The following is a 26,483-nucleotide window of genomic DNA, read 5'->3' as shown; positions in this document are numbered from 1 at the left end:
GGGTATGTAATGTTATGGTGAAATGGTGTTACAGATTAGAAGCCATATCTGTAACACCAAGTGCTTATTGTCCTAAATTTTCCAGATTCCCTTTAATCTCTTGTAGCTGATTAAAGGTGTTTACGATCTCAAGGTTTTGTAACTCTGAAATGTGGACTTCTCCCTTATCAATTTCGACTAAGGCACGATCAATTCCTTCCAGCGCTTGTTCATTATATCCTTCCACTTTTTTGTGGATGCTTTCTGCCAGCTGAGGCGGGGTCAGATCATTGATCTCTTGTATTTCTGTTTTCATGTCTTTTAATCTTGTTTCAAGTGCCGGTATGTTGGATGAATCTGCCGCTGCATTTTCCACTAATCCAGGAAAATCGTTTGCGAATTGTTCTGCTTCATTTAAATAATCGGTCATTTCCTCAACATAGGTCAAACTGTTATTTGCTTCTTCGAGGATTCCGCAGCCTGTCAGCATAAAAAAGCTGAATAATATGATTAATTTTTTCACTGAATTTCATCCTTCCCTAGCTTTCTCTCCCTATATATACGAATAACCTTCGTATTGGTTTCATTTCATTTCATTTCATAAAAAGAAGGCTAACACACCGTTAGCCTTCTCCATGTTTTATTTAATGATTTGCAGTTCTTTAGGGAAATTGGTCAATGTTTCGTAACCATCCTTCGTTATCAGTACATCATCTTCAATTCTTACGCCGCCGATTTCCGGTACGTAAATCCCTGGCTCGATGGTGTAGGTCATTCCTTCTTTTAATATCCCATTATTTAAATGGCTCATTGATGGGAATTCATGTACGTTGATCCCAAGGCCGTGACCGATCCGGTGGGGGAAATAGTCTCCATACCCTGCTTCTGTAATGATATCCCTTGCGATTTGATCCAGGTCACCAATACGGTTTCCGGGCTTACTTGCACCCAGGGATGCCAGTTCTGCTTTTAAAACGGTATTGTAGATTTCTTTTTGCTTGTCTGAAACCGATTTATAAGCGAATGTACGGGTGATGTCAGAAGTATATCCTTCAAGGACAACACCAAGATCAAACAAGACAAAATCTCCTGCCTTCAGCTTCCGGTCTCCTGGGTTTCCGTGCGGATCTCCAGCTTTTTCACCAAAGAGCACCATCGTAGAGAAAGACATTTCACGAATGCCTTTTTTCTTTAATTCATACTCGATCTTTGCAAGAACTTCCATCTCCGTAATGCCTTCTTGCAGTGCACTTATACCTACTTCAACCCCGAAATCTGCCATTTCAGCTGCACGGCGCATGATGGCGATTTCACCCTCATCCTTCACTACACGCATCTCATTTAATTTATCTTCAACATTCACTATATTCGGTGAGTTGAATATGTTTATAAATGCCTGACTGCGGCCATACGTTACGACTTCATTTTCGAAAGCCACTTTGCGGCCATCAATTCCTCGTCTTTGAATGGCTTGTTGAATGAATTCCCATGGATTTTCGTGATCAGAGTAGCCGATCACTTCGTTATTCCAACCGGCATCCTTCACTTGACGTGCTTCCATGCCAGGTACGACCACAAATGGATCGGCATCCGGAAATACAAACAGTCCCATCAACCGCTCATGTGGATCCGTGTGGAAATTCGTTAAGTAAAATACATTTTCAGTTGAATTGATGAATGCGGCATCGATATTTTCTTCTTTTAACCAATTTTTCAGTATTTCTATACGTTGTTTCATCGTGAGTTCCTCCTCGAATTTCGTGATGTTATGTAATCGATTAGTATGAGCATATCTATGCTATCACATTTTGAAGAAAGTTTGAAATAATCGTATTGAATCGGAAGGTACTCAATGGGGTTGTTTGTTTTTTTGATAGGGGTAAGCTTTTCCTACCTCTTGCCTATAAAGTACGGGGGGTGTTTGTGATATAATTTGAAGCATACAGTGAATGTAGGGTGGGAGTGGCCACTTCCTTATAGAAGGAGGTGGTGCTTATAGTGACAACGTATGAGGCGTTAACGCTAATGATTACCTTTGGCTCTTTAATTGTCTCCATCATTGCCGTAGTTATTTCAAACGACAAAAAGAAATAACCCCACCCTCATGAAGCGCCTAAACTTTGAAGGGTAGAGTTATGTTCCTTTCTCTATTGGGCCACTGCTTTCCTTGCAGTTTGCTGTGTAGCAAGAGACATTGGTTGCCGCCAGTGTCTCTTGTTTTATCATTATGCTCTACTTTTAAGATAGTATAAATCCAGTCGGAAAGCAAGATGAGTACAAGCAAAACTTTACGAAAAAATATAGCCTGGAGAAGAAATTCTCTAAATGCTTTATTAATACACAGGGTCTGTTTTCTTAGGCTTGCGAACAAGTGCCATGATTCCTGCGATCAGGAACAGAAGGCCTGGTACGAAACCAAATCCTATCGTGCCAAGTCCGATGACTAGGGCAGCGATGATAAACATGATTCCGGACAATACCGGTTTTTTATTTTTCACAATGGTCAGTACAGCAATAATCCCCAGGATGGACGCAATGATTCCTAAGATAACAAGGTACGATCCAGTTGATTCAGCAGCGTTGATAATGGAGCTTAAATCTCCTGCAGTCATCTCTGCATTTTGTATATTTGGATCACTCTCCATACCTTCTTCTAGTTGGGACATGACCTCAGGATTACTCATCCCCATATTAAGTACGATTCCGATTATGGAAAATAATGCGGATAAGATAATTCCGATTACTCCCATCACTACTTCTCCTGTTCGTTTCACCATTCTACTCTCTCCTTTATAGATAAATACTTTATAATATATTGTGCTAAAACGATACTATTCCTTTAAAAGGATAGCGTGTTTAGCTTCTTACTCATGTAGGCTTCCAGGATGGAATGATCTTCTGTAAAGCCCAGGGGCAGGTTCTTTAACTCTTGAAGTGAAAACCATTCGATATTATGTATTAATTGATCAGGGTCCTGTATGGTGGCCTCTCCTCCCAGGAGCTGGACTTCATAGTAATTAATTCTTATAGAAATACTTCCTTCATTCCCCCACTTTGTATACAAATGATTTCCTACTTCAATATCATAGCCTGTTTCTTCCCAAACTTCACGTTTGCAGCATTCCTGAAGAGATTCGCCCGATTCCATCCCCCCTGAAGGAACAGACCACCGTTTCTCTTCTTCTTTCCCTTGTAATACCATCAATAAACGACCTTCATGCATGCAAAGAGCAGATGCACCAATCCATTCATTCAATTAATCACCTCATTTCGTGTGCAATTCAAACTCATTCAATTTTTTAATGAATGAGTTATTCCTCCTTAAGCATATTCTCTCTTTTGACAAAATTCTCCTTCTGCATAATAAAATTCTTTATATTCAGACATTTTCCGATCCTGCTATAAGGTCCGTCCCTCTTTGGTCTCTTTCATTCCGAGTTTCTTTAAGATGATGTTTTCATGGAAGGACTGCTTTGAGTAATAGGGTTAATCGCACTCCTTTGCCTATGGGAATTCTAAAAGATTTTTTCTTGTTTAGTGCTATTTCCCGTACGATCCAGGCAACCTCCCTTGGATCTCCAAGTGTATCTGCACCAGCTTGAATTTCAGAGTTGATGGCTTCCATGTAGCGAAAGTAAGGAGAGTTTTCTTGCATCGAAAGTGGAGTGACTTTCTTACCTGATGTCCAGATATTCGTTTGATAAGAACCGGGTTCGATCAGATGCACGGATATGCCAAAGGGTTTAAGCTCCAATCTCAGACTTTCGGTGTATCCTTCTAATGCATGCTTGGAAGATACATAAGGACTGAGTCCAGGAAAGCCGAATCTGCCGCTAATGCTGCTCATATTGATGATCTTCCCTTCTCCTTGCTTTCTCATATAAGGGAGAACAATTTGAGTCATTCTCATGACACCAAAAACATTCGTTTCAAATTGTTCACGGAACTCATCGATTGTAACGTCTTCTGCAAATCCCGCACCGGCATATCCTGCATTATTCAAGAGGATGTGCACCTTGCCCAAATCATTAAGGGCGGTAGAGAATTCCTTGATGGATGCTTCAGACGTTACATCCAATGGATGCACTTCCACTAAATCCCTCACTTTTAGTTCCTCAGCCCGTTGAAGCAATGCACTTCCTTTATGTGGGTCTCTCATGGAGGCGATTACTTTATATCCAAGTTGTGCAAGCTCCAGCGTCGAGAGAAAACCAAACCCGCTATTCGCCCCTGTCACCACGGCTATTTTATATTTCATCCCAGCTTCCTCCCCATTTTTTCTTTCTATCAGTATAGCAATAATGGTTCTGATCCACTGAGTTTTTTATCAAAAAAATGCAAAAAAAGGGTGGCTTCATCCCATTGAAGCCACCCTTTTAACGAGGAAGTCGTGTCAATTTCTATTCTTAATCTACAGCAACCCCATATGATATTCAACAACTCTAAGAAGGGATGAACAGTTCTCTCGGGAAATGAATAGTCATCTATGGTCAATTTCATCAACTATTCATATATTTATATAATTCTAAGCATATTTATGGATCATTATTTTGCCTGCGTCGAACCAACTATTTTTCCATCACTAGAATAAAAGTTCACTTGAGGAACATGGAGCATACCCTCGTAAGGTTCGATGTGAATGAAATAGTCATTCTCTTCAAGCTCTAATCGTTTAAACTGGATATTTTCCCGGTATGTAATGTAGTCAGCACCCATTTTGTCGCGGTCACCGTAAACGATAAACTGATTAGTATGAAGAAAGTCTGTTCCGGCAGATAATTGAGGAGAATCATTAATACTGTTTAGCTCATAAAGGGGAAGGGCATTCATTTTTTTATAAATGGCCAGTCCGATCTGATTTTTCCCGTCCTTATTCATATAGGTATAGAGCAGGAGGTATTGCTGCCCGGCTTCTTTTTCTGAAACAACTTTCAGATCATGGTAAGTGCCCTTAAACTCTAATTGTTCAAGGTGTTGCCTGAATGCACCTTTTCTTGTGATAGAGTCACCTTTTTCAAAATAGAGAGTGATTGCAAAGGCAATTAGTGAAGACACTAACAGTGATAGGAGGAACCTTCCCCTGGTATTCTTTTTTTCTTCCAACCAGCATCCCTCCGAAGAAATTTACATATTTATCCTGATTTTATCATGATTCTTACAGGAATTCCTAGTGTATACAAACAAACCGGCAGAAAATTCATTCTGCCGGTTTCTTGCTTACGACTGCAAATCTACTGGGACTACTGCACTCTTAAGCTCACTATTTAATTCCGCTCTATATTGCTGTTCGTGCTCTGAATTCCACTTCAGAAGCTTCGCCATTATCTCGATTACAGGCTCCTTCCATTTCTCCACCCACTCACGATCGAAGAATAAAGCACCAGTCCGTCTAATAAAGAAATCAACCGGCGTCGCGGCCATCTCCTCCTGAATCGCATAAATCAGTTGCGCATATAAATAAGCAGGGACGGACCTTTCATCACTTGTTCCACTATAAGCATGAGCAAGCTTATAGAGCTGATCCACGTTTGAACCGTACATGGCTGCAAGCTTTCTTCCCTCTTCCTCTGTTAATCCAAATTGATGCGCCTCATCTGCTTTTTGATCAATAAACGCTCGGAAGTTTTTCGATCCGCCTACATGACCTCCAGAGATCGGCATATGCTTCGTAGAAGAAGCGGGGAACTTCTTCTTATTCTCTTCTTTTAATCTCTTTGATACAAGGTCAACCACTGTTTCCCCCATTTTACGGTAACCAGTAAGCTTTCCGCCGGCAATGGTGATGAGTCCACTTTCTGCTTCCCAAATTTCATCTTTACGGGAAATTTCAGAAGGGTCCTTCCCTTTTTCAAAAATTAATGGTCTTACACCTGCCCAGCTCGATTCCACATCCTCTTTCCCTACAGATACATCGGGAAACATAAAATGAATCGCATCCAAGATATAATCCCGGTCCTCAGATGTCATATGAGGAGATGATTTTTCCTGATCGAAAAATGTGTCTGTTGTCCCGACATAAGCTTTGCCATCTCGAGGAATCGCGAATACCATTCTTTTATCAGGAGTATCAAAGTAAACCGCCTGCTGAAGAGGGAATTTGCTTTGATCAATGACAAGATGAACACCCTTAGTTAAGCGAAGCTGTTTGTTATTCGTACTGTAATCTTTTCCGCGTACATCATCTACCCAAGGACCTGCGGCATTGACGAATTTTGAACCACGGATTTCAATCGTATCCCCCGTCACCAGGTCTTCAGCTTCAATTCCGACTACTTTCTTATTTTCATAGAGAAATCGCTGGGATTTCATATAGTTTATGACAGAGGCACCGTGTGCAACTGCTTCTTTCATGACTTCTATCGTTAATCTGGCATCATCAGTCCGGTATTCAACGTAGTAACCGCCGCCTTTAAGGCCATCTTTTTTCACAAGGGGTTCCTTCTTCAATGTTTCTGAAACTGAAAGCATGGAGCGTCGTTCACTTCTCTTTACTCCAGCGAGGTAGTCATACACCTTTAATCCAATCGACGTGCTGAATTTACCGAATGTGCCCCCTTTATGAAGGGGGAGCAACATCCATTCAGGAGTCGTTACATGAGGTCCATTTTCATAAACGATTTCCCGTTCTTTTCCAACTTCCGCTACCATTTTCACTTCGAATTGCTTCAAATAGCGTAAGCCGCCATGAACGAGCTTTGTAGAACGACTGGAAGTCCCGGCTGCGAAATCCTGCATCTCGACTAGTGCCACCTTCATTCCACGCTTCGAAGCATCAAGGGCAATGCCTGCTCCGGTAATTCCCCCCCCGATCACAATCATATCAAAGTGGTTTGAGGCTAATACTTGTTTCACTTCTCTTCTTGCAGTACTTGAAAAGGTCATAGTGGGTTCCTCCTAAGGTATATATAAATAGTTTAAGTTCTCACTCTTCTTGTTTAACCATAAAAAAAGAGACCAAAACGAACATTATGGTGAAATAGTTCCATAATGCAGGTTTGGTCTCTCGTGGTCTCTAACCGAACTTATTAACTTATAAACAGTATATCATACGTTTCTTTTATTTAAAAGCCATAGCTGCTTTTACGGCTTTTTTCCATCCGTTATATAGTTCTCCTTGAGTTTCAACAGGCATTTGCGGTTCAAACTCCTTATCTATATTCCACTGCTTCGATATTTCATCCCGGTTATCCCAGAATCCTACAGCTAACCCCGCTAAATAAGCAGCACCTAATGCCGTTGTTTCATTTACCACTGGTCTTTCGACAGGTACAGATAAAATATCGCTTTGGAATTGCATTAAGAAGTCATTTTTAACAGCACCGCCATCGACTCTCAGTTTCTTAAGGGAGATTCCGGAGTCGGCTTCCATCGCTGTAAGCACATCTTTCGTTTGGTAAGCAAGGGATTCCAGGGTGGCTCTTACAAAATGCTCTTTAGATGTTCCTCTTGTTAAACCGAACACAGCTCCGCGAACATCACTGTCCCAATAAGGAGTTCCTAATCCTACAAAGGCAGGGACAACATAAACGCCGTCTGTAGTGTCTACCTTTTCTGCATACGCCTGACTGTCCTTCGCGTCCTTCAGCATACGAAGACCGTCGCGAAGCCACTGAATGGCAGAACCGGCTACGAAAATACTTCCTTCCAATGCATACTCCACTTTTCCATCAATTCCCCATGCCAAGGTTGTGAGTAAACCATTATTAGACTTTACAGCTTTATCACCTGTATTCATCAGCATGAAGCAACCAGTTCCATACGTATTCTTAGCCATACCCTCTTCATAGCAAGCCTGTCCAAACATTGCCGCTTGCTGATCCCCTGCCGCACCGGCAATCGGAATCTCCTTCCCGAAGAAATGGTAAGGCACCGTTTTCGCATAAATTTCCGAGGAGGGACGGACCTCTGGAAGCATGCTTTCTGGAACGCCTAATATGTCAAGTAGCTCCTGATCCCATTTCAAATCGTAAATGTTATACATGAGCGTGCGGGAGGCATTGGAATAATCCGTTACGTGAGCTTTTCCACCAGACATTTTCCAGATCAACCATGTGTCGATCGTCCCGAATAAAAGCTTGCCATTCTCCGCTTTTTCTCTCGCACCCTCTACATTGTCAAGAATCCATTTAACCTTGGTACCAGAGAAGTAGGCATCAATCAATAATCCAGTTTTGTCACGGAACGTATCGTTATGTCCCTGTGATTTAAGTTCTTCACATATCCCCGCTGTTTGACGTGACTGCCACACGATGGCGTTGTAAACAGGGTCTCCGGTTTCTTTATCCCAAACGACCGTTGTTTCACGTTGATTGGTGATTCCGATCCCTTCAATCTGATCGGGTTTGATATTGGACTCAGATAAAACGCTTGCAATAACGGCTAAAATCGATCCCCAAATTTCGTTCGCACTATGTTCAACCCAACCCGGCTTCGGAAAATGTTGAGTAAATTCTTTTTGTGCAGTATGGACGATTTCCCCATCTTTATTAAATAAAATCGCTCTTGAACTTGTCGTACCCTGATCTAATGATAAAATGTATTTCTCCATTTTGTTATCCCTCCAAAAAATTAATTATCGGTTGATAATTGATGCACTTTTTGAGCTAAACTGATCTTTCTGTCACTCGCATATGCAAGCCCAAGTACTGCCAGTGTAACAAGTAGGACTACCCAAAAGCTTGTCGTGACTTGTCCAATGAAAATGGCTTTATAAAATACGCCTCCAAATGATCCTCCCAAGACAGGCCCGACGACAGGAACCCAGGAATATCCCCAGTTGGATGGCCCTTTACCTGGAATCGGCAGCAGGAAGTGAGCAATGCGCGGTCCTAAATCACGGGCAGGATTGATGGCATAGCCTGTTGTTCCACCGAGAGAAATTCCGATGGCTATAATCAAGAAACCAACGATAAATGGATTCAGGCCATCTGTAAATGTATTCGCTCCTATAGATAATAATCCTACTACTAACACAAAAGTTCCAATGATTTCACTTAATAAATTTGAAAAATAGTGTGGAATGGCAGGTCCTGTAGCAAATACCCCCAATTTCACCCCGGGATCCTTCGTTGCATGCCAGTGGGGTAAAAAGTGTAGATAGGTGATGGTTGCCCCAATCATCGCTCCGATCATTTGAGCTAAGATGTACTGAGGAACCTCACCCCACGGGAAGTCTCCATTAAAAGCCAGTCCCAAGGTAACAGCAGGGTTTAAATGAGCCCCACTAAACTGTCCAACGGCGTATACACTCATGGCAACACCCAGACCCCAACCAAATGTGATGACAATCCAACCAGCGTTATAAGCAAATGATTTCTTAAGATTCACATTTGCACAAACCCCTGCACCAAAAATGATGAGTAAGGCTGTTCCAACCACTTCTCCTAAAAATGCAGTCATGCTTTTTCCCTCATTTCGTATATTTTTTATAAAATAAAAAGACTCACGGAATGCCTCCTGGAAATAGGCAGTTCACGTGAGTCTCTTCATCTCTTTCACAACGTATTAACTTGTGGACTATGTTACTCCACTATGAAAACGTTGTCAATACATTTTTCAGGATTTATTTCTGATCAAAATGCTTCCATAGCATACGATCTGACGTAGTGATGGCCGTAGCGCCAGCCTCAAGAGCGGATTCCACCTCTTCAACAGTATCGATAAGCCCTCCTGCAAAAATAGGCTTCCCCGTTTTTTCTCTTATTTCGGTAATGATTTTAGGGATGACTCCAGGAAGGACTTCAATGAAGTCAGGATCTGTTTTATGTATAAGCTCAATGCTGCGATTCATAGCACTTGAATCGATCACAAACATCCTTTGAGTGGAAAAAATACCTTTTTGCCTTGCTTTCTTAATCACATTCCCTTTGGTTGAAATGATGCCATAAGGCTTTATTTCCTGACAGATATATTCTGTCGCGTACTCATCACTGGATAGTCCATGGATTAAGTCCAAATGCAGAAACATTTTCCGATTTTCCTTACGTGCATAATCAAATACACTTTTAAGCATTCCAACATGGAGATCGAGAAACACACCGTACTGAAAAGAGGTTTCGAGCATTTTATCAAAGTCCTTCATGGACCGGATGGCAGGCAATATCTTTTGACCTTCAAAACTCACCTTCTTTTCCCCACCTTTACTATTTTTTAATAGACCTTTTTCACAAGGAGAAATTATATCATAAATTACTGTAAGTGTTCATGAGATTCCAATAATTTTACCATAATATTACATCTTGTGGTAGCTGACAAAATTCATCAGGAGTGAAGGTCGATTTAGTTTTGATAGATGATTTTAGCAACCTTAAGATTTCAGTTAAAGGAGAGTTAATATCAGTTCAGCAGGCCCTATCTCTCTTTTTTGAAGATGGATTGGATACGCTCTTGCATTTCCGTTTTACTATGATATTGAAACAATCCGATTCCATTGCCCCATGGATCCTGAAAGGTTGCCCACTTTACTGGGACTTCTTCTCTTTCATGGATGTCAAAGTGCTTTGTACCTAAAAGGGATGACAGTCTTTCCCTTTCTCTGCTAATATCTTCAACCCTCAAACGGATAGGACCGGAATTGAGGGATGGGGTGCCTTCTGCTACCTGGAGCCAACAGCCGGGAATGAGTTCCCACTCTGCAAACCCTTCGTGGGGACTGAAATCTGGAGTGCGATTCAATAGAGTTTCATACCATTTTTGCCCTTTTTGCATATCAGTTACGCGGACTTGTACAGTCATTTCATAAATCATGGGATCTCTCCTTTTATTAGTAGGATTATTCTAGATTTAGGCCGGATTTTCTAATGAAACGACTTGATTCTCTCAGTTAACTCACCTTGCATCATCCTTAATACCAGTTAGATATTGAGATGCCAAAAGTGACGTCTGGATTGTAAATCATTTTTTACATCAACCCTATTTAATCAGGAAATCTGACCAAGACTGAAACTATTAAATCAGATAGCCCAGTTGCCATTGCGGAAAATAGGGATCCTTTTTCCATCACGGCACACTCCATCTATATTCATATGTTCTGAACCAATCATAAAATCTTCATGAACCACACTTTCATTGAGTCCTTTTTCTTCCCGTTCTTCATCGGATAAGATGTCTCCATCCTTTATACAAGTGGGATAAGAGGAGCCGATCGCTAAATGGTTGGATGCATTTTCATCAAATAAGGTGTTAAAGAATAGAACACCAGAATCAGAGATCGGTGACTGATGCGGGACAAGTGCCACCTCTCCAAGATAGGCCGCTCCATCGTCTGTCAGGATCAATTTTTTCAGAATTTCCTCTCCTTCTCTGGCTGAGATTTTCTTAATTTCCCCATCTTCAAACGTAAGGGTGAAATCGTCGATCACGTTCCCATTATAAGCAAGTGGTTTGGTACTTGAAACTGTGCCATTGACTCCGGTTTTTACAGGGACAGTATACACTTCTTCTGTCGGCATATTGGCAATAAAATGGGTTCCATCTGGTGTTTTACTTGCTCCTGTCAGCCATAAGTGATCTACATGAAGTTCAACGGTAAGGTCCGTCCCTTCCGATTGGTAGTGCAAGGATTTGAGCTTTAGGTGATCGAGTTCGCTTGCTTTGTTGGTCAGGGTTTCGATATGTGTTTGCCAAGCGAGGACTGGATCTTCATGATTAATACGGACGGATGTGAAGATACGGTCCCAAAGGCTTGGGATTCTTTCTTTCTCTGGTAAGTCAGGAAACACCTTGTCTGCCCATTTTTGTGAAGGGATGGCCACGATAGACCAGCTGATCTGATCCTTTTCAATCGCTTCATAGAAACGGTCCAGGGCATCTCCACTTGCTTTTTCAAAATTAAGAATACGGTCTGGGTCGATTCCTTTCAACAGGTCCGGATCATTCGCTTCTATTTGAAGAAAGGCTCCTTTATTGTCCACAACCCATTCATGCGCAGCAGCCAGCCAGCTTGGGAATTCGTAGAAAGTATCATCCGGGGCCAGTTCATAATGTGTTCTCATGATTTCCTCGTCATACCATTGAACATGCACATTTCTTGCACCAGCAAGATATGCTTCTTTTACAACAATGCGTACGAATTTTTCAGTTCCGAGTGGTGCAGAAATCCACAGGGGCTGATCAGGCTGAACATTTACTCCCACTTTAATCGCGAGCTCTGCGTATTGAATTATTTTTTGGTCGAAATCTTTATGTATTGTCATTTTGTTAACTCCTATTCTAGTAGTCTATTAATGTAGGCAATCATCTTTTCTTGAGTTTCTTCCAGTGATTCAGTGTGTTGTTCAACCTCAGCCTTTCCATAAAACAGTTCGCCGAATCGATCTGCCTCTTCATTTCGCGGAATAACGTGCATATGATAATGCGTTAACTCGTTGTAGATGCCTCCATTCTGGCAGATGGTAATCCCGTTGGGTTCATATAGAGCCTGAACGGCTTGTGAAACGAGTTGTGAAGCCTTCATTATGGAGAGACTTTCTTCTTCACTGAATTCCGTTACTTCCACTTTGTGTCGTTTAGGGAGGATCAAGGTATGTCCGGGGTGATGCGGGACATGGTCCAAAAAGCAGGCCACGTGATCATTTTCGTATATGATAAATACTCTCTCTTTTTCATTTGCAAGGCGGCAGCCGAGACAATCTTCCATACATATACCTCCAATTTAAAGGGATTTCATCAATAATGTCGAATTCTGTTTGAATAGCTAAATTAAAAGCTCCTCTCATCATATCATGGAACAGAAAGAAGGTCAGAAAATAATGGAAATTCAATTACTCAATGAAAAACATGCCGAAGCTTATTGGCAGCTTCGTTTGGAAATGCTGCAGCAGAGTCCTTCAAGTTTCGGCAGCAGCTATGAAGAAGCCATTGCCCGTACCAACCCAATTGAAGTGACAGCCGATAGACTTGTGCAAAATGGCAGCTACACGTTTGGTTGCTTTGATGACGGGAAACTTGTCGGAGCGGTGACCCTTGTACGCGAAGGAGCTTTAAAAATGAAGCATAAAGCTTCTATCTTTGCCATGTATGTTTCCCCTGCCCATCGAGGGAAAGGATTCGCAAGAGGGCTCCTTCAAGCTGCCATCACTCAAGCAAAAGCGGAGGATGGCATTGAACAAGTCATGATTACTGTTGTCACAACCAATGAAACAGCGAAGGGGCTCTATCATTCTTGTGGATTCAAGCCATACGGGACAGAAAAGCGTGCATTGAAATATAACGATGAATATTTCGATGAAGAACTGATGGTTTTGTTCTTATAAAACTCTTTACACATTGTAAAACGGTGAGTCCCAAGATGTGGATTCACCGTTTTTTTTATAGTACCTGATAATCAAAGCTAATAAGTAAAAATGCAATGACAAAGACTGAAACCATCAATGCCCGAAACGGGTTTTTGAAGTGAAGGCGCAGCATGGGAAACATAATAAAATAAAACAGGAGGGTCCACCAAAGATTCCAGCCTTCAAAATATTCAATGGAATCCATTCTCCACGCTGCCCATTCAATCAAGATGGCAACACCTATGTACTTAAAATAATAGAAGATTTTCATTCTGATTTCCTCTGGGTAGTGGCTCAAAAATAGAACTACAAGGCAAGGATAAGCGATCATCGTGTAAAGTGAATCCGTCACAAACATATTGATGAAAAAGCCATCTAGTTCCCAAACCGCCTTCATGGTGTAGCTGATATACTGATAAAACATATTGAAAAAACTAAAATAATAGATCGTGGGAAGAAACTCCCTCCATCTATTCCACGAACCCCATTTCAAGGAACTGAGAATAATCACTACAATGACTACTATATGAAACATGGGATCCCCCCCATAGCCCGACTCATAATATAGACATTAGTGTTACCAAATATTTGGTAATTCATTCCCGGGTCTATTGGGGTACACCATTCTTCATGAAAATAGATCTGCCACTTTGTTACTAAACTCCCGTAAATAATAAAGGTATTGGTCTCCCCCATAGTTGTAACGCTTGTTATACATTTTTGACACCACCACATTATAAGCAGGAATGACAAGAATCGTTGGACCGGTGACACCTAATATTTGATAAGATCCTGAAGGTACCCTTTCCCCCAATTCACTTTTATCCCTTGGAACGTCTTGAACGTACCAAAACAGACCATTCTCAGGAATGGTGGAGTCAGAATACGAAACATTTTGAATGGAAGTGGCAGTCTCAATTACTTTAGAGGGAACGATTTGTCTTCCATTCATAATGCCTTTCTGAACATGTAGCTGCCCCCAGAGAGCAAATTCCCTGGGAGATGCAAATAAATTCTTCTCCGTTCCATCTGACGCTGCCCCCAGTCCAGGTAGCGCAGGTTTATCGATGTGGTCGATGATAGGTACAAGATTTTCATCTGATTCCGTTCTCCATCCCGTTTCACTAAACCCCAGGGGAGTAAAAACCCTCTCGTTTAAAAGCTGCGGGAACCCTTTTCCATACAGTCGGTGAATTAATTTTGTCATAATGTCCACTCCCACGTTACGGTATGCCCAGCTGCTACCGGGCTTGAATTCCCGATATATGTATCCATTTTCGTCGGTATCGAGTCCGTGGGAATGAGTTACAAGATGACGGATCGTTGTGCCTTTGAATAAATCCTTATCAAGCTCAGGGAAATACTGAGTGATGGGATCGTCCAGACTCGATATATATTTATCATGTAAAGCGTAGGCAACCGTAAGGCCTAAATAGCTTTTACGGGCAGAGGCAACATTAAATTGAGACTTTTCTGTGATTTGAGTTGCATTTTTTTCATGGGAGTACCTGCCGCTATAATGCTCCAAAACGACCTGGTCATCTTTTATAATATAAAGGGATGCAGCAGAACTCCCGTTTTTATGTTTAATGTCTTCAACCCAGGAGATCAATTCCTTTAGTGGTTCTTGAACGGTCTGTTTCAAGACTTCTTCCACTCGTCTGCGAGCATCCCATATACAATATGATCCACAAAATGATCGTAAATCCATTCTCTTTGCCTCAGCTTCCCTTCTTCCTTGAAACCAAGACGCTCGGGTATCGCTCGACTGCGATGGTTGAATTCGGCAGCGGTTATTTCGACTTTATTCATTTTACAGTATTCAAATGCGTATGTTGTGAGTCCCTTTGCCACTGTCGTCATAATCCCTTTTCCTTGGTAGCCTTCACCTAGCCAATAGCCGATGTATGCGACTTTGTTCGACCAATCAAGTACGTTGAATCCCGCTACCCCTACTATTTCATTTTGATAAATGATGCCAGTAGTTAAGCTCTTATTATTCGCGAAGCCTAAACGTGTACTTTTAATAAATTCCTTTGAATCCTCAACCGTTTTTGAGTAATCCACCCATGGGAGCCACTCACGCAAATACGCTCTGGACTGATCAGTCAGTTCGTGGATTCGTTCAGCATCCTGTATATCGAGAAGTCTTAATTCTAATTCGTCGTTTAGTTTATAGGTAAACATGTTGATTGCTCCTTTATCCTTTTTGGATGATGACTTTGTCTTGATATGGTTCGAGAATTTGCATGATGATTGGCTTTTCTTTCTTTTCGTAGTGACGATTCCATCCATACATTTTTCTAAGCATCGTTAAGGTTTGCTTGTAGTTCCCTTTTTTGAATCCATATTTCTCTTCTATGTAGCGTTTGAGAATCCGGTAGTTCCGCTTCCATTTTGGAGTATCAAGAAAGATGATAATCTCTGCCTCTTCAAGACAACTGTGCATCCATTCCTGATAATGCACGCCTTCAGTGATCCATGATTTCCGATTTAGTATGGATGTAAGTATATCTCTTCGTTGTGCTTCCGTATTTCTTATATCTCCACTGGGATGTCTTCTCCACATCACGTTATCGAGTTCATAACATGGAATCCCTCTTTCGTTTGAAAGCTGGCGTGCGAATGTAGATTTCCCGCTTGCAACTGAGCCTATGATGTGAATTCGTTTAGCTGTATTCATGAGAAATGATGGCTTTTGACTAATAGATAATTCAAGATCACCTGTTTAAAGTGGTCGGCTTCCTCGTAATGAGGTGTATGACCACTATGTTTAAAATGAACGATCTCCCCATTTGCTGCATCTCTCTTAAATATTTCTACATGTTTTTCACATGTAACGGGATCATATTCTCCTGTCAGAAGAAGCATCGGTGTTTCAATTAGTTTGATTCTATCTAACAAACTGGTAAAAATGACACCCTCTTCACGGAGAAGATGATAGTGATGATCTGAACGATCGTATAGGGTGTCCCATTCTTCCTCAGTGTAAGATGCATAATAGTCAGTAGGATTATCAAAATTATGTGTATAAATTTGCATGCGGTGTTCTCCAAGTTCATCACTAAGCTTCATATAAATTTCTGTAAAGTCCCTTGGGGAAAGGTGTTCATCTGCCAATTTCATGGCCTTCCCTTGTAACTCATACCGATTGTATTTTCCGAATAATCGAGCGGTTTTTCTTAGTAGTCCCTTAGATGTCAGGGTGAAATCGAAGGTGGGACATTCGAAAATGACTTTCTCGATGGATTCAGGATACTGGGAGACGTATGCAAGAGCCAGAAACCCTCCAAAGGAATGCCCTATTACAGACCATTTATCGAGTCCTAATTCTTTTCTGAGTGCTTCACAATCCTCTACCAGATATTGAAAACCAAACTCTTCATTTTCTTGAATGGCTTCTGAACGGCAAACACCTCTTTGGTCGATTGCAACAAGAAAGAAATGTTTCCCTAATCGTTCACTTTGATGAAACGAGAAATCGTAGCAACTTTCACCAGGGCCCCCGTGCAAGTATAGTAAGGCGGGATTCTCCTTAGAACCATGGGTTTCGACATGGATTTCTTTTTTTCGAATGGTCATTACATTTGCTTTCATTAATATAAACTCCTTAGCTGAATTCTGTTCCTCAATAGACTTCTAGAAGATGGAGGGATTTTCCTTTATTATGTTGGTCCATGTCGGAAATGGTTTGATATAATACAAAAGATTGGGGGCGCTGAAATGGAAAAAATAAAACAAAATAAACTAATATATATCATGTTCTCCTTCACATCTGTGATTAATTTTCTAGTGTTTTGGTTAGATCCGACATCCTACATGTATTTAGCCATCAGCCTTATCTTTTTTATGAATGCCTGTGTTTTCTTTATCAATAGCAGGGTGCCGGATGGCGACTACTGGAGACGTTGGGAAACCATTAGAGAAAAGGGTAAATGGTACTTTTCCATAGTATATGGTTCGTTGATTACTGGATTGCTATTTTCAGTGATTCTGTATGCAGTGATTAGAGACTACCTTCTCTTTTTGATCGTATGCTGTGTAGCAGGTGGATGGCTATGGGGATATATCATGTGGATGATGAATGAAAAGCGATATAAACTTTTGAAGAAGTAGGCAGAGGTGCTCCATTGATCAAAGTAACTTGAGGAGGCTGATGCCCACAGTCAATATCATACACGATCGGAATTTGCAGCTCGTCTGACAGCTCTTGATAGACATCTTCAATCGTATAATCACCAACAGGCGTGTTGCCAGCACTTCTTCCAAACAGAATACCGGAAGAATGGTCGAACCAGCCGGCTAATTTCATCTGTACAAGTGAACGGCGCAGATCAGCGGTGTTTAATTCACAGTTTTCAAAATACCAGAGGATGGGTTCATTCTTTATATGTTTCTCTCTAAAATTTCCTATATTTCCATAAGGCGTTCCGATTAAGTGCCTGATGACATCTATGCAGCCTCCGAGCAGACGGCCATTGATCTTTACATTATGATTTCCTGCAGTTTTCCAAATAGCTGGCTCAGTTAAGTGAAAGACTGTTGGAGAAGGCTGGTCGTGATTCCATTATTTTTGATAGTGTTGGGAAGAATGCTGAGTAACAGACGATCCTTCTATCGTTGAGAGAACGGTTTCCCACTGTGCAGTCGTTGTATCAGAGTACTCACCTCTTAAATCAACGAGATTAGTTCCATGCGCAGTGGCGATTCCGGTTTTTAATGTTAGTGCCAGTAATAGCACACTCGTATCGGAATAACCCAGCAGCCATTTCGTTTTGATATTTTCATAATCAATGAGGTCAAGGATTTCTATGAGTAATTGACCGCCCCATGGTGGGATGATTAGGGAGATTTTTCCATCCTGCAGCATTTGGTTCAATTCTGCGGCCCTCTTTTGGGCAGGGGCAGATTTAGCTTTATGCTGCGTCCATACAGTCTCTCCGCATTTTACGGAGTAACCTTTACTCTCCATTTTAATAATGGATTGCTTGACCATATCATGTAGTTCTTGAGGAACTCCTGATGAAGGAGCGGTCACACCTATGGTTGAGTCTTTTTTTAATAGTGGGTATGTAATCAAAGTCTTCCCCTCCAAACGGTTTAAATGATTTTACCAGATTAGAAGGTTTGGAGAAAGAATTATTTTCCAATTACGAAAAGAGGGACGGACCTCATCCTATCACATCCCCCAATAAAAATAAGGATTCTCAAAAAAGTAAGGTCCGTCCCTCATTTTGACAATAATATGAACGATTTGAAAAGGTTTTGGGGTTTGGGGGCGCTTATGGGGTTTGTGTGGTAAAATAATTTGGTTGTGTAAAACTAGGTTTTGGAGGTATTGGTTTGAATAAGAATGTGATGAAGCAAAGCCTGTCGGTTTTGATGATATCCCTTATGGCCATGACGCCTTTTCAGCAAACGGCGCATGGTAAGACGAAATTAGATATAAAAGCAGATGCTGCGATTTTAGTGGAAGCAGATACAGGTAAGATTGTGTATAAAGAACATGAAGATCAGCTCCTCGGGATTGCCAGCATGACGAAAATGATGACTGAATACCTTGTGTTAGAAGCCATTGAAGAAGGAAAGATTAAATGGGATCAAACGTATAAAGTAAGTGACAAAGTCTATCAATTAGCGAATGCTCCCGGCTTGAGCAATGTCCCCCTGCGAGCGGACGAAGAGTATACGGTAAGAGAACTGTATGATGCCATGGTGATCAAATCAGGAAATGGTGCAGCGATTGCTCTTTCAGAAGTGGTGGCAGGTACTGAAGGTGAATTTGTAAAGCAGATGAATGCCAAAGCAAAAGAACTCGGATTTGAGAATTTTCAATTTGTTAATTCTTCGGGGCTTAGTAACTACGATATGCTCGGCATGTTTCCAAAAGGAACCGATGTGAATGATGAAAACATGGTATCAGCTGAAGATATGGCTACTTTAGCATATTACCTCATTCATGATTTTCCGGAAGTATTAGAGACTTCGGGTCTCTCTTCCAAAGTTTTCAGACCGGGTACAGATGAAGAACTCCTCATGAAGAATACAAACGGCCTATTAAAAGATAAATCTTATTTTTATAAAGGTGCAGATGGATTAAAGACAGGTACGACACCCTTTGCAGGTTCCACTTTTACCGGGACTGCAGAGCGGGATGGAGTCCGATATATTTCAGTCATTTTAGATGCCAAAGATGAATATGGTCAGCCCAGCAGTGCAGAGCGTTTTATTCAAACGACAGAACTTCTTGATTATGGATTTGATGAGTTTGAGACGGTTAAGTACAGCTTAAATGATATTGAAAAGAAAAAGGAACACACGCTAGACGTTCCAGACGGTAAAGAACAATCGGTTGCCATCAAGATAGACAAGCCTTTATCTATTCGAGTAACAAAAGAAGAGAAGGATAAAGTGAAAGCTTCAGTCAAATTGGATGAAGATAAGCTTAACAACGATGGTACTCTTCAAGCTCCAATTGAAAAGGGTGAAAAAATTGGAGAAATGATGATCGAAACCCCGGAAAAAAACGAGTATATTTTTGATAAAAAACAACCTTCCTATAAAGTGGATATTTTTGCAGCTGAGTCAGTAGAGAAGGCCAGTTGGCTAGTACGAAGTGCACGAAGCATTCAAGGATTTTTTGGGAATTTGTTTTAATTGAGCTGGCTCCAATAAAGATTTGATGTTGATTTTCTATCCAGTTCGTGTCAAGCTTACTAAGTTAAGGATTTAGAAAGAAGGTGGCATAATGATCGAAGTGAAAATATCGTCCCTTAGTGACGGTGATCTTAATCGCGGCGTTTTTGCAAAAAGAGATATAGCCAAAGGAGAGCTGGTTCATGAAGCACCAGTCATACCCTATCCCAATGAGGAACATGAACATATTGAAAAAACGTTCCTGGCGGATTATGTATTTGAATACGGAATCAATCATACAGCACTTCTATTAGGGTATGGAATGTTGTTTAACCATTCGTATACTCCTAATACAACATATGAAATCAATTTTGATAGCCATACCTTCGACTTTTATGCCTATAAAGACATTCAAGCCGGCGAAGAATTGCTCATTAATTATAATGGCGAAGTGGATAATGATGAACCACTTTGGTTTAATAAAGATAAAAACGAAGAAGAATAATTGAAAGGGACTTCCAATTGGAGGTCCTTTTGTTTTACTGGTTAATGATTTTCAGGAAATCAGGTTCTGGTTTCATTAACTTTGCCCCTTATCTGATATTAAATACTCCAAATTAATTACATAAAAAAGATCAGAGGGACGGACCTCTGATCTGCATTCATCATTTAAAAAGATTGATATTTAGCCTTTTCTCCAGAAAAATTAAATTTCAGAGGTCCGTCCCTCTTCCAGCTTCTCCAGGATTCTTCTTTTACGGTAGAGCATACGGCCGGTTTCTCCTATGTCTGAGATCATGGATTTGTTGATGAAGGAGCCGAACAGGATGCCTGCGATGGGAATCATTTGGAATAGTTTTTTCCAGCCGAAGTTGTCACGGAAGCTGACCATCACTTCCCTCCATCCTTGTAGCTGGGAAAGGGTTTGTTCTCTTTTCTCCATATCCTTTTTGTTGAAGTCCGAAAGCTCCTGAAGGATTGCTTGCTTCCCGACAATATCTGAAGAAACGAACTGTAGACATTTTATAATGAAAATACGCTCCTGCTGATCATTTGGATCGTACCCGTAACTTATGGCGATTTCCTGAAGAGTCTTAAGTGATATGCCCAGAATGAAAGGTATATCAATACTTAGAGTCAGGAACCCACCGATTCCCGTAGTCGCCCCCTGGGTCATCGCAACCTTCCTTCTCATACCCACGATCCCTTCACTTACTTCATCCATATCTGAAAGGGCCAGCTTTGCGATGTCCTCTACATTTAAATGAGGATTGTCTGTTCTCTTAGTAAATCGCTTAACGACTTCCTTCTCACTAGTAAGGTAGCTTCCACCCTTTTGTATATAGCTCCCTATTTCATCCAGTGCTTGTCCAATCTTGTTATGCACCATTTGAGGAGTGATCCGGTCTAGAATCATAAATGGAATACGGCCGAGCTTCTCCCAAAACCATAACCCTTTTTGATCATCTGCCCATTTATTTACAACTTCAAGTTCCCGTAAAAGAGCTTCCCTTGTTTCTGATTCGTGCATATAAAAGCACCCTCCTTCCATCATTTATAAACCAAAAAAATAACAGGCAATGAAGAGCCTGTTATTTCATACTTATTGAACAATATCTTCGGTTTTTTCTTCTAGTATTTCAACTTTAATCGTGCGTACCCGACGATTATCCACTTCTTCTACGCTCACTTTTAAGTTTTCATAGTCGAAGCTATCACCTTCTGATGGAAGATCTTCAAAGCTTTCAACCACCCAGCCGCCAAGTGTATGGTAAGAACTTTCAGGCTCTGGTACATCGAGTAACTCTGTAAATTCATCCAATTGATATTGCGAGTCGAATCGATATTCTTTATCGCTGATTTTTCTCATGGAATGTGTTTTTTCATCTTGCTCATCCCAGATTTCCCCTACAATTTCTTCCAAGATATCTTCAAGGGTGATGATTCCGGTCGTGCCGCCAAACTCATCCACTACAATGGCCATATGCACATTGTTCTTTTGAAGCTTAGTAAGAAGAGTAGAGATCTTGACAGATTCAAATACAAACATTGGTTCACGAATCAATTCCCGGATGTTTACTTCACCAAATTTGATCAAATGAGTAAAGAACTCTTTCTCTGAAAGAATTCCAATCACATTATCAATATAATCCTCGTAAACCGGAATTCGTGAAAATCGCTCTTCAAAGAACATTTCCTTAATTTCTTCAATCGGTTGATTCACCTCAACTGCCTTGACATCTATCCGTGGTGTCAGGACCTCGGTTGCAAGGATATCATCAAAGTCCATCGAGCGGTGAATCAATTCTCTTTCTTCTCTATCAATGACTCCTTCTTCTTCACTAATATCAAGCATCACTTTTAATTCTTCCTCTGTGACAGACGGCATCTCGTGATTTTTCGAGAAGAACTTCGATACCAACTCTTTTAATTTGATAAAAAAGAAGTTGATCGGTGTAAGAACTTTAATTAAGGCAAAGAGAACGCCTGATATGGTCAAGGAATAGGTTTCGGCATTTTCTTTTGCCAATGATTTGGGCAGGATTTCACCGAAAATCAGAATTAATAATGTCATGACGAAAGTACTGATGACAAGCCCTGTGTTTCCTCCGAAAATATCTGTCGCAAGCTTTGCTGAAATACTGGCTGCGGCGATGTTCACAATGTTGTTTCCAATTAATATCGTGGACAGTGCTTTATCGAAGTTTTCAGCAATATAATGAGCTTTAATGCTCCCTCTTCTTCCTTCACTTACAAAGTTCTTAAGTCTAATCTTATTCACGCTTGAGTAAGCCGTTTCCGCCGATGAAAAAAAGGCAGATAAAAGAATTAATGCTCCTAATAATACTAATGAATTCAGTGGTATATCGTCCAAAAAAAAGTCACTCTCCTGTAGTTGTTTATCTATTATGCTGGATTAACCAGAAAAAACCATTAATGTTTGAAATAAGGCCAAAGCCTGTGGGGATACCTGCTTTAACATTCGTTTGCGCTCATCATCCCCGAGCGTTTCCATCGCATGTAAAACCTCATGTAATTCGTTATGCAAATGATCCATTTCATTTCGAATATGGTCTACTTGTTTTTCTAAAATCGAGGGATCTACTTCCAAGGATTTCATTACTGTTAATCGATCTTTGATTTCATGTAACGTCATGTTCATCTGCTGACATTGTTCGATCATCTTTAAATCAGCTAACGCATCTTCGTGATAGTACCGGTAATTATTGTGTGATCGATCGCAATCCAATAATCCTATTTTTGTATAATAATCAATCGTCCTTTTGGACACTTGACTTTGCTTCGATAGTTCTCCTATTCGATACAACTTCCCAAGGACATCACCTCTAGAGTAGTATACTTTATTTAAGGTAAACCGTACAGTTAAACGTTATGGTTTTATGTAAAAGATATAAAGAGAACCTACCTTTATTATGCTTGTCTGGATTGCCCCTTCATTCGTAGAGATGGAGAAAAGTGAAAAAGAGAGGCGAGAATGATTAGAAAAATCCCTATTAAGATAAATAGCCAAAAAAGAATGTTCCCACCAGTTGTGGGAGATGATGCGATTAAAGCACTCATCAATAGATATACCATTCCAAATAGAGTTAGAAATAATGGAAAGCCCCGATGTTTAAGAAGTATGTATCCCAGTAGAACTAATAGGTAACTGACGCTCATCACCATAACGCTTGGAAACAGTGGTGAATACTTCGCAGCGTACACAAAAAAATCAAGTTCCACTATCTGCTCCCGGGTTAAGACGCTGCCGTGAATCATCTCACTGAACGGAGTGGAATACTTCCATTCCCAGGGATTATCCAACAACGCACTCCCTTCATACCAGGAAAACAATGCCGTAAATCCAAAGACCAAAAAACCAACACCCACCTGAGACCAATACTTAATGGACATGAAATTTCTCCTTTCTTTATAGAGGGACGGACCTCTCTTATGAACTTTGATATGCATCTTACTAATTTTACCATAGTGAAAAGCAAATAAATGTCTTATTCTCTCTCTTTTCTGAGGGTTTATAGTCATAAAAAAACGCCAGGAGGCTCCCCCTGACACATTTGCTTACTGTCCGCCAGTAAACCAGCTGCCGGCTTTCACTCGTTCTTCTTCCTGGATCTGTCTCTGGTTTTGATTTCCTGCTTCAAAGGAGTTCTTTGAAAACGTTCTTCTTAGAAGCCCACTTAGTAATCCGAATCCGACGGCAATACCGATGATCCACCATAACATATGATTCACCCCCATCAACTGAAGATATCTATATATATGTACGTTTAATAAATGGATAAGTTTCACATTTACTTGAAATTCAGAATTCCAGTAAATGTCTTGGTAGTTAACTTCAATCCACTTAGCAAAAAATTAAAAGTAAGTACAAGAAGACCCAAAACAAATACGCAATCCTTCAATATAAAGGATTGCGTATTTGTTTATTCCTCTTCAGTTCCTTGTTCTTCCGTCTCTTCAAGTTGATCGGCATTACGGACCTCTTCTTCTGTGGATGAGTCAAAGTATCCGTCTTTTTCGTATTGCTTCTTCAACTCGAAGTATTTGTCCATTGCACGTTTGGCGATGGTTTTGTTTATGTAAGGATCTTTGTTCTGGTGTGAATATGGTAACACAACTGAAAAGGCTACTTCAGGGTTGTTGTAAGGCGCGTAGCCGATTAGAGTGGTGTTGAATGTTTCATATTGTCTTTTTTCTTCAGGGCTATAATAGAAAGCTTCTGCCGTTCCTGATTTTGCTGCAGCATCATAAGGTGCACTTCTAAAGTTATTGGCAGTACCATTACTTCCATGAGCGACTTGATAAAATCCTCTCTGTACCTGCTGTATTTCTCTTTCTGTTGCATCAATACGATTTAAAACTTGGGATTCGTTTTCATATAGGAGAGGTCCAACTTTATCTCTCTCTTGGCTGGGTTCACGAATTTCTTTCATGATATGTGGCTTCATGCGATAGCCTCCATTAGCAATGGTGGAAGCATACTGGACAAGTTGCATCGGTGTGTATAAATCATATTGCCCAATGGCAAAATCCATTAACATACCTGGTTTCCGTTCGTTCCCTTTAAGCCCTTCTACTTCTCCTGGTAGATCTATTCCTGTTTTTACTCCTAAGCCAAACTGACTATAGTAATTTCTCATAGTATCAAAGGCATCAGTGTTAATGTCCAAAGGTTGATTAGGACGATAAGTTCCATCTGCAATTTTTATTGCTGTTTTAAACATATAGACGTTAGACGATATTTCAAGAGCTTGAATATCGCTAAGATACCTCGATCCATTAAACCAAGATTTTTTTACTGGCGTATCCTTTATCCGAATCGGCTCATCATAAAGCACATCCCCTACATTCAACGCCCCAGTCATATACCCCGTCAACACAGTAGCGCCCTTAACCGCAGACCCCACCCCATACTCAGAAGTGAATGTCCCTAAAGCATAATCCTGCATCTCCGTCTTACCATCTGCATCCTTCCCATACTTCTTTCCGACCATCGAAAGTATTTCCCCTGTATGGGGATCCATCATGACAACAAAAGCACGATCCAGGAAAGGGGATTCCCAATATTGGGATGCTTGTTTGCTTAGCTCTTCTTCAACGATTTTTTCGATTTCTTTTTGAAGCTGTAGGTCGATTGTTAATACGACATCCTTCCCACTGTGACCCTCGCTGACGAGTTGTGTATCAAGAACGCTTCCGTTTTTCGTGATGTATTCGATTTCTTCCTTTTGCCCTTTTAGGACGTTTTCATACTGGGATTCGAAATAACTCGTTCCAACGCGGTCGTTCAGGGCATATCCTTGAGCTTTGAATTCGTTGACAAGCTCACTTGGCAGACCTTGCTGTGAGGAGGAAACTCTGCCGAGAATCGTTCTCAACGTGCTGTCATTCACATATTTTCTTTCCCAGTCCGTGGTAACGTTCACACCAGGCAATTCTGACAGGCGTTCACTGACTCTGGCCATTTCTTCCATGGAAACATCTTTGTTTTTGATGATTTGAGGAGTAAGGGCGTACCCTGTGTTAAATTCGCGGAATATCGCCAGAACTTCCTCTTCTTGTTTATTAAAAGAGTTGATGTCCTTTTCGGTGATTCTTTCGAGCTGCATTTCATAAACCTTTTTGTTCACATCATCTTTTGTAAGATCTTCATCATCTTCGAGTACCTTCAATTCATCCTCTGACACCAGTTTTTCTGCTTTATCAGGATAGCTCAGAAGCCAGAAATCCTGCCGATCCCGATCTGTAATTTTGTCTGGATTCATTTCGATCAACTCTGCCAGATTTCTTGCTACTTTCAGCATATCCTCAGGCTTAGTCGTTTGTGTTCTGGTATAGGTGATTGCGTTTAAAGGTACGTTGTCCACGATTACATTCCGATACCGATCATAGACTTTTCCCCTAGGTGGTGTTCCATTATGCGATTTGACATTTTCCGTTCTTGCCACTTCCGCTTCATAATGGTTCCCCTGCACGATTTGTACAATCCCAAGACGAAGAATCAGAAGTGAGAATAGAAAAAAGACCGAAATAAAAAGTAAATTCATTCTCAATGGGACATGGGTTTTTTTC

29 protein-coding genes and 1 pseudogene are annotated in these 26,483 nt (G+C 40.8%); 5 read left to right on the top strand and 25 right to left on the bottom strand.

Translation table 11 applies throughout. The features are described 5' to 3' along the window. Positions 1-64: 64 nt before the first annotated feature. Together ACIFOD_RS20615 and ACIFOD_RS20610 are read right to left on the bottom strand one after the other, a co-directional pair. Positions 65-502 carry a DUF6376 family protein gene (locus ACIFOD_RS20615; RefSeq protein WP_430316068.1) on the bottom strand — a complete coding sequence of 146 codons (438 nt, stop codon included), beginning with the start codon at positions 500-502 and terminating at the stop codon, positions 65-67. A 117-nt stretch (positions 503-619) separates the two neighbouring features. Continuing rightward, positions 620-1,717 carry a M24 family metallopeptidase gene (locus ACIFOD_RS20610; protein WP_430316067.1) on the bottom strand — a complete coding sequence of 366 codons (1,098 nt, stop codon included), beginning with the start codon at positions 1,715-1,717 and terminating at the stop codon, positions 620-622. A 260-nt stretch (positions 1,718-1,977) separates the two neighbouring features. Between ACIFOD_RS20610 and ACIFOD_RS20605 the strand changes: the two genes are divergently transcribed. Continuing rightward, a complete protein-coding gene (locus tag ACIFOD_RS20605) occupies positions 1,978-2,073 on the top strand; it encodes a putative holin-like toxin (protein WP_253275457.1) in 96 nt (31 codons plus the stop codon). Positions 2,074-2,312: 239 nt separating this feature from the next. On the opposite strand, the gene ACIFOD_RS20600 is transcribed toward ACIFOD_RS20605, so the two are convergent. The 11 genes from ACIFOD_RS20600 to ACIFOD_RS20550 all read right to left on the bottom strand — a co-directional run bounded on the left by ACIFOD_RS20600 (position 2,313) and on the right by ACIFOD_RS20550 (position 12,616). Next, entirely contained in the window at positions 2,313-2,756 is a 444-nt protein-coding gene (locus ACIFOD_RS20600) for a DUF4064 domain-containing protein (protein WP_113967839.1), read from the bottom strand. 62 nt (positions 2,757-2,818) lie between these two features. Next, entirely contained in the window at positions 2,819-3,235 is a 417-nt protein-coding gene (locus ACIFOD_RS20595; protein WP_430316066.1) for an NUDIX domain-containing protein, read from the bottom strand. Positions 3,236-3,436: 201 nt separating this feature from the next. Beyond that, a complete protein-coding gene (locus tag ACIFOD_RS20590) occupies positions 3,437-4,237 on the bottom strand; it encodes an SDR family oxidoreductase (protein WP_430316065.1) in 801 nt (266 codons plus the stop codon). 287 nt (positions 4,238-4,524) lie between these two features. Further along, positions 4,525-5,082 carry a hypothetical protein gene (locus ACIFOD_RS20585; protein WP_430316064.1) on the bottom strand — a complete coding sequence of 186 codons (558 nt, stop codon included), beginning with the start codon at positions 5,080-5,082 and terminating at the stop codon, positions 4,525-4,527. Positions 5,083-5,196: 114 nt separating this feature from the next. Beyond that, positions 5,197-6,861, bottom strand: coding sequence for a glycerol-3-phosphate dehydrogenase/oxidase (locus tag ACIFOD_RS20580; RefSeq protein ID WP_430316063.1), 1,665 nt, complete (start codon positions 6,859-6,861; stop codon positions 5,197-5,199). A gap of 175 nt (positions 6,862-7,036) precedes the next feature. Then, positions 7,037-8,527: a glycerol kinase GlpK gene (gene glpK, locus ACIFOD_RS20575; protein ID WP_430316062.1), complete on the bottom strand. Its 1,491-nt coding sequence runs from the start codon at positions 8,525-8,527 to the stop codon at positions 7,037-7,039. Between the two features lie 20 nt (positions 8,528-8,547). Then, positions 8,548-9,378, bottom strand: coding sequence for an MIP/aquaporin family protein (locus ACIFOD_RS20570; RefSeq protein WP_397551373.1), 831 nt, complete (start codon positions 9,376-9,378; stop codon positions 8,548-8,550). Between the two features lie 163 nt (positions 9,379-9,541). After that, on the bottom strand, positions 9,542-10,102 hold the full coding sequence (locus tag ACIFOD_RS20565; protein ID WP_430316061.1) for a glycerol-3-phosphate responsive antiterminator: 561 nt from the start codon (positions 10,100-10,102) through the stop codon (positions 9,542-9,544). A 227-nt stretch (positions 10,103-10,329) separates the two neighbouring features. Continuing rightward, positions 10,330-10,725, bottom strand: coding sequence for a VOC family protein (locus ACIFOD_RS20560; RefSeq protein WP_430316060.1), 396 nt, complete (start codon positions 10,723-10,725; stop codon positions 10,330-10,332). A gap of 206 nt (positions 10,726-10,931) precedes the next feature. Beyond that, positions 10,932-12,173, bottom strand: coding sequence for an aminopeptidase (locus ACIFOD_RS20555; RefSeq protein ID WP_430316059.1), 1,242 nt, complete (start codon positions 12,171-12,173; stop codon positions 10,932-10,934). Positions 12,174-12,184: 11 nt separating this feature from the next. Then, positions 12,185-12,616, bottom strand: a complete 432-nt coding sequence (locus ACIFOD_RS20550; protein ID WP_430316058.1) for an HIT family protein — start codon at positions 12,614-12,616, stop codon at positions 12,185-12,187. An 85-nt stretch (positions 12,617-12,701) separates the two neighbouring features. Between ACIFOD_RS20550 and ACIFOD_RS20545 the strand changes: the two genes are divergently transcribed. Continuing rightward, complete coding sequence (locus ACIFOD_RS20545) at positions 12,702-13,232, top strand: GNAT family N-acetyltransferase (RefSeq protein ID WP_430316057.1); 531 nt, start codon at positions 12,702-12,704, stop codon at positions 13,230-13,232. 55 nt (positions 13,233-13,287) lie between these two features. On the opposite strand, the gene ACIFOD_RS20540 is transcribed toward ACIFOD_RS20545, so the two are convergent. The 5 genes from ACIFOD_RS20540 to ACIFOD_RS20520 form a co-directional block, all read right to left on the bottom strand. Next, positions 13,288-13,788 carry a CBO0543 family protein gene (locus tag ACIFOD_RS20540; RefSeq protein WP_430316056.1) on the bottom strand — a complete coding sequence of 167 codons (501 nt, stop codon included), beginning with the start codon at positions 13,786-13,788 and terminating at the stop codon, positions 13,288-13,290. A 93-nt stretch (positions 13,789-13,881) separates the two neighbouring features. Further along, positions 13,882-14,865: a serine hydrolase domain-containing protein gene (locus ACIFOD_RS20535; protein WP_430316204.1), complete on the bottom strand. Its 984-nt coding sequence runs from the start codon at positions 14,863-14,865 to the stop codon at positions 13,882-13,884. A gap of 29 nt (positions 14,866-14,894) precedes the next feature. Next, entirely contained in the window at positions 14,895-15,440 is a 546-nt protein-coding gene (locus tag ACIFOD_RS20530; protein WP_430316055.1) for a GNAT family N-acetyltransferase, read from the bottom strand. A gap of 13 nt (positions 15,441-15,453) precedes the next feature. Continuing rightward, positions 15,454-15,936 carry a DNA topology modulation protein FlaR gene (locus ACIFOD_RS20525; RefSeq protein ID WP_430316054.1) on the bottom strand — a complete coding sequence of 161 codons (483 nt, stop codon included), beginning with the start codon at positions 15,934-15,936 and terminating at the stop codon, positions 15,454-15,456. Next, positions 15,933-16,850, bottom strand: coding sequence for an alpha/beta fold hydrolase (locus ACIFOD_RS20520; protein WP_430316053.1), 918 nt, complete (start codon positions 16,848-16,850; stop codon positions 15,933-15,935). Before ACIFOD_RS20520 ends, ACIFOD_RS20525 begins: the two co-directional genes overlap by 4 nt. Before the next feature lie 126 nt (positions 16,851-16,976). Here ACIFOD_RS20520 and ACIFOD_RS20515 point away from each other — a divergent pair, with 126 nt between their 5' ends. Next, complete coding sequence (locus ACIFOD_RS20515; RefSeq protein ID WP_430316052.1) at positions 16,977-17,369, top strand: hypothetical protein; 393 nt, start codon at positions 16,977-16,979, stop codon at positions 17,367-17,369. Here ACIFOD_RS20515 and ACIFOD_RS20510 read toward each other — a convergent pair. Continuing rightward, positions 17,323-18,333 (bottom strand): annotated as a pseudogene (locus ACIFOD_RS20510) (S66 family peptidase). The gene ACIFOD_RS20515 and the pseudogene ACIFOD_RS20510 sit on opposite strands and share 47 nt — an antisense overlap. Before the next feature lie 263 nt (positions 18,334-18,596). Between ACIFOD_RS20510 and ACIFOD_RS20505 the strand changes: the two are divergent. Further along, positions 18,597-19,910, top strand: a complete 1,314-nt coding sequence (locus ACIFOD_RS20505; RefSeq protein ID WP_430316051.1) for a D-alanyl-D-alanine carboxypeptidase family protein — start codon at positions 18,597-18,599, stop codon at positions 19,908-19,910. A 91-nt stretch (positions 19,911-20,001) separates the two neighbouring features. Continuing rightward, complete coding sequence (locus ACIFOD_RS20500; protein ID WP_430316050.1) at positions 20,002-20,394, top strand: SET domain-containing protein; 393 nt, start codon at positions 20,002-20,004, stop codon at positions 20,392-20,394. Between the two features lie 201 nt (positions 20,395-20,595). Here the strand turns inward: ACIFOD_RS20500 and ACIFOD_RS20495 are convergent, their stop codons facing one another. From ACIFOD_RS20495 to ACIFOD_RS20470, 6 genes are all read right to left on the bottom strand, one after another. Further along, positions 20,596-21,420: an EcsC family protein gene (locus tag ACIFOD_RS20495; protein WP_430316049.1), complete on the bottom strand. Its 825-nt coding sequence runs from the start codon at positions 21,418-21,420 to the stop codon at positions 20,596-20,598. A 72-nt stretch (positions 21,421-21,492) separates the two neighbouring features. Continuing rightward, on the bottom strand, positions 21,493-22,764 hold the full coding sequence (locus ACIFOD_RS20490) for a hemolysin family protein (RefSeq protein ID WP_430316048.1): 1,272 nt from the start codon (positions 22,762-22,764) through the stop codon (positions 21,493-21,495). Positions 22,765-22,806: 42 nt separating this feature from the next. Beyond that, positions 22,807-23,217, bottom strand: coding sequence for a MerR family transcriptional regulator (locus ACIFOD_RS20485; protein WP_430316047.1), 411 nt, complete (start codon positions 23,215-23,217; stop codon positions 22,807-22,809). A gap of 104 nt (positions 23,218-23,321) precedes the next feature. After that, entirely contained in the window at positions 23,322-23,804 is a 483-nt protein-coding gene (locus tag ACIFOD_RS20480; RefSeq protein ID WP_430316046.1) for a YjdJ family protein, read from the bottom strand. A gap of 165 nt (positions 23,805-23,969) precedes the next feature. Continuing rightward, a complete protein-coding gene (locus tag ACIFOD_RS20475) occupies positions 23,970-24,134 on the bottom strand; it encodes a hypothetical protein (protein ID WP_187443357.1) in 165 nt (54 codons plus the stop codon). A 200-nt stretch (positions 24,135-24,334) separates the two neighbouring features. Next, positions 24,335-26,458 carry a peptidoglycan D,D-transpeptidase FtsI family protein gene (locus ACIFOD_RS20470; RefSeq protein WP_430316045.1) on the bottom strand — a complete coding sequence of 708 codons (2,124 nt, stop codon included), beginning with the start codon at positions 26,456-26,458 and terminating at the stop codon, positions 24,335-24,337. Between the last annotated feature and the right edge of the window lie 25 nt (positions 26,459-26,483).

Source organism: Rossellomorea sp. NRS-1567, from assembly GCF_050467885.1.
Lineage (GTDB): Bacteria > Bacillota > Bacilli > Bacillales > Bacillaceae_B > Rossellomorea > Rossellomorea aquimaris_C.
Note: the sequence above shows the minus strand (reverse complement) of the source record. Positions and strands in the feature narration are given on the sequence as shown.

Bases quoted from the DNA above. Each gene is read 5' to 3' on its own strand.
- ACIFOD_RS20570 (WP_397551373.1), bottom strand. From the start codon at position 9,378: ATGACTGCATTTTTAGGAGAAGTGGTTGGAACAGCCTTACTCATCATT.
- ACIFOD_RS20545 (WP_430316057.1), top strand. From the start codon at position 12,702: ATGGAACAGAAAGAAGGTCAGAAAATAATGGAAATTCAATTACTCAAT.
- ACIFOD_RS20500 (WP_430316050.1), top strand. From the start codon at position 20,002: ATGATCGAAGTGAAAATATCGTCCCTTAGTGACGGTGATCTTAATCGC.
- ACIFOD_RS20470 (WP_430316045.1), bottom strand. From the start codon at position 26,458: ATGAATTTACTTTTTATTTCGGTCTTTTTTCTATTCTCACTTCTGATT.
- ACIFOD_RS20540 (WP_430316056.1), bottom strand. From the start codon at position 13,788: ATGTTTCATATAGTAGTCATTGTAGTGATTATTCTCAGTTCCTTGAAA.
- ACIFOD_RS20495 (WP_430316049.1), bottom strand. From the start codon at position 21,420: ATGCACGAATCAGAAACAAGGGAAGCTCTTTTACGGGAACTTGAAGTT.
- ACIFOD_RS20590 (WP_430316065.1), bottom strand. From the start codon at position 4,237: ATGAAATATAAAATAGCCGTGGTGACAGGGGCGAATAGCGGGTTTGGT.
- ACIFOD_RS20530 (WP_430316055.1), bottom strand. From the start codon at position 15,440: ATGTTTACCTATAAACTAAACGACGAATTAGAATTAAGACTTCTCGAT.
- ACIFOD_RS20515 (WP_430316052.1), top strand. From the start codon at position 16,977: ATGGAAAAAATAAAACAAAATAAACTAATATATATCATGTTCTCCTTC.
- ACIFOD_RS20610 (WP_430316067.1), bottom strand. From the start codon at position 1,717: ATGAAACAACGTATAGAAATACTGAAAAATTGGTTAAAAGAAGAAAAT.
- ACIFOD_RS20550 (WP_430316058.1), bottom strand. From the start codon at position 12,616: ATGGAAGATTGTCTCGGCTGCCGCCTTGCAAATGAAAAAGAGAGAGTA.
- ACIFOD_RS20555 (WP_430316059.1), bottom strand. From the start codon at position 12,173: ATGACAATACATAAAGATTTCGACCAAAAAATAATTCAATACGCAGAG.
- ACIFOD_RS20525 (WP_430316054.1), bottom strand. From the start codon at position 15,936: ATGAATACAGCTAAACGAATTCACATCATAGGCTCAGTTGCAAGCGGG.
- ACIFOD_RS20580 (WP_430316063.1), bottom strand. From the start codon at position 6,861: ATGACCTTTTCAAGTACTGCAAGAAGAGAAGTGAAACAAGTATTAGCC.
- ACIFOD_RS20480 (WP_430316046.1), bottom strand. From the start codon at position 23,804: ATGTCCATTAAGTATTGGTCTCAGGTGGGTGTTGGTTTTTTGGTCTTT.
- ACIFOD_RS20600 (WP_113967839.1), bottom strand. From the start codon at position 2,756: ATGGTGAAACGAACAGGAGAAGTAGTGATGGGAGTAATCGGAATTATC.
- glpK (WP_430316062.1), bottom strand. From the start codon at position 8,527: ATGGAGAAATACATTTTATCATTAGATCAGGGTACGACAAGTTCAAGA.
- ACIFOD_RS20560 (WP_430316060.1), bottom strand. From the start codon at position 10,725: ATGATTTATGAAATGACTGTACAAGTCCGCGTAACTGATATGCAAAAA.
- ACIFOD_RS20520 (WP_430316053.1), bottom strand. From the start codon at position 16,850: ATGAAAGCAAATGTAATGACCATTCGAAAAAAAGAAATCCATGTCGAA.
- ACIFOD_RS20475 (WP_187443357.1), bottom strand. From the start codon at position 24,134: ATGTTATGGTGGATCATCGGTATTGCCGTCGGATTCGGATTACTAAGT.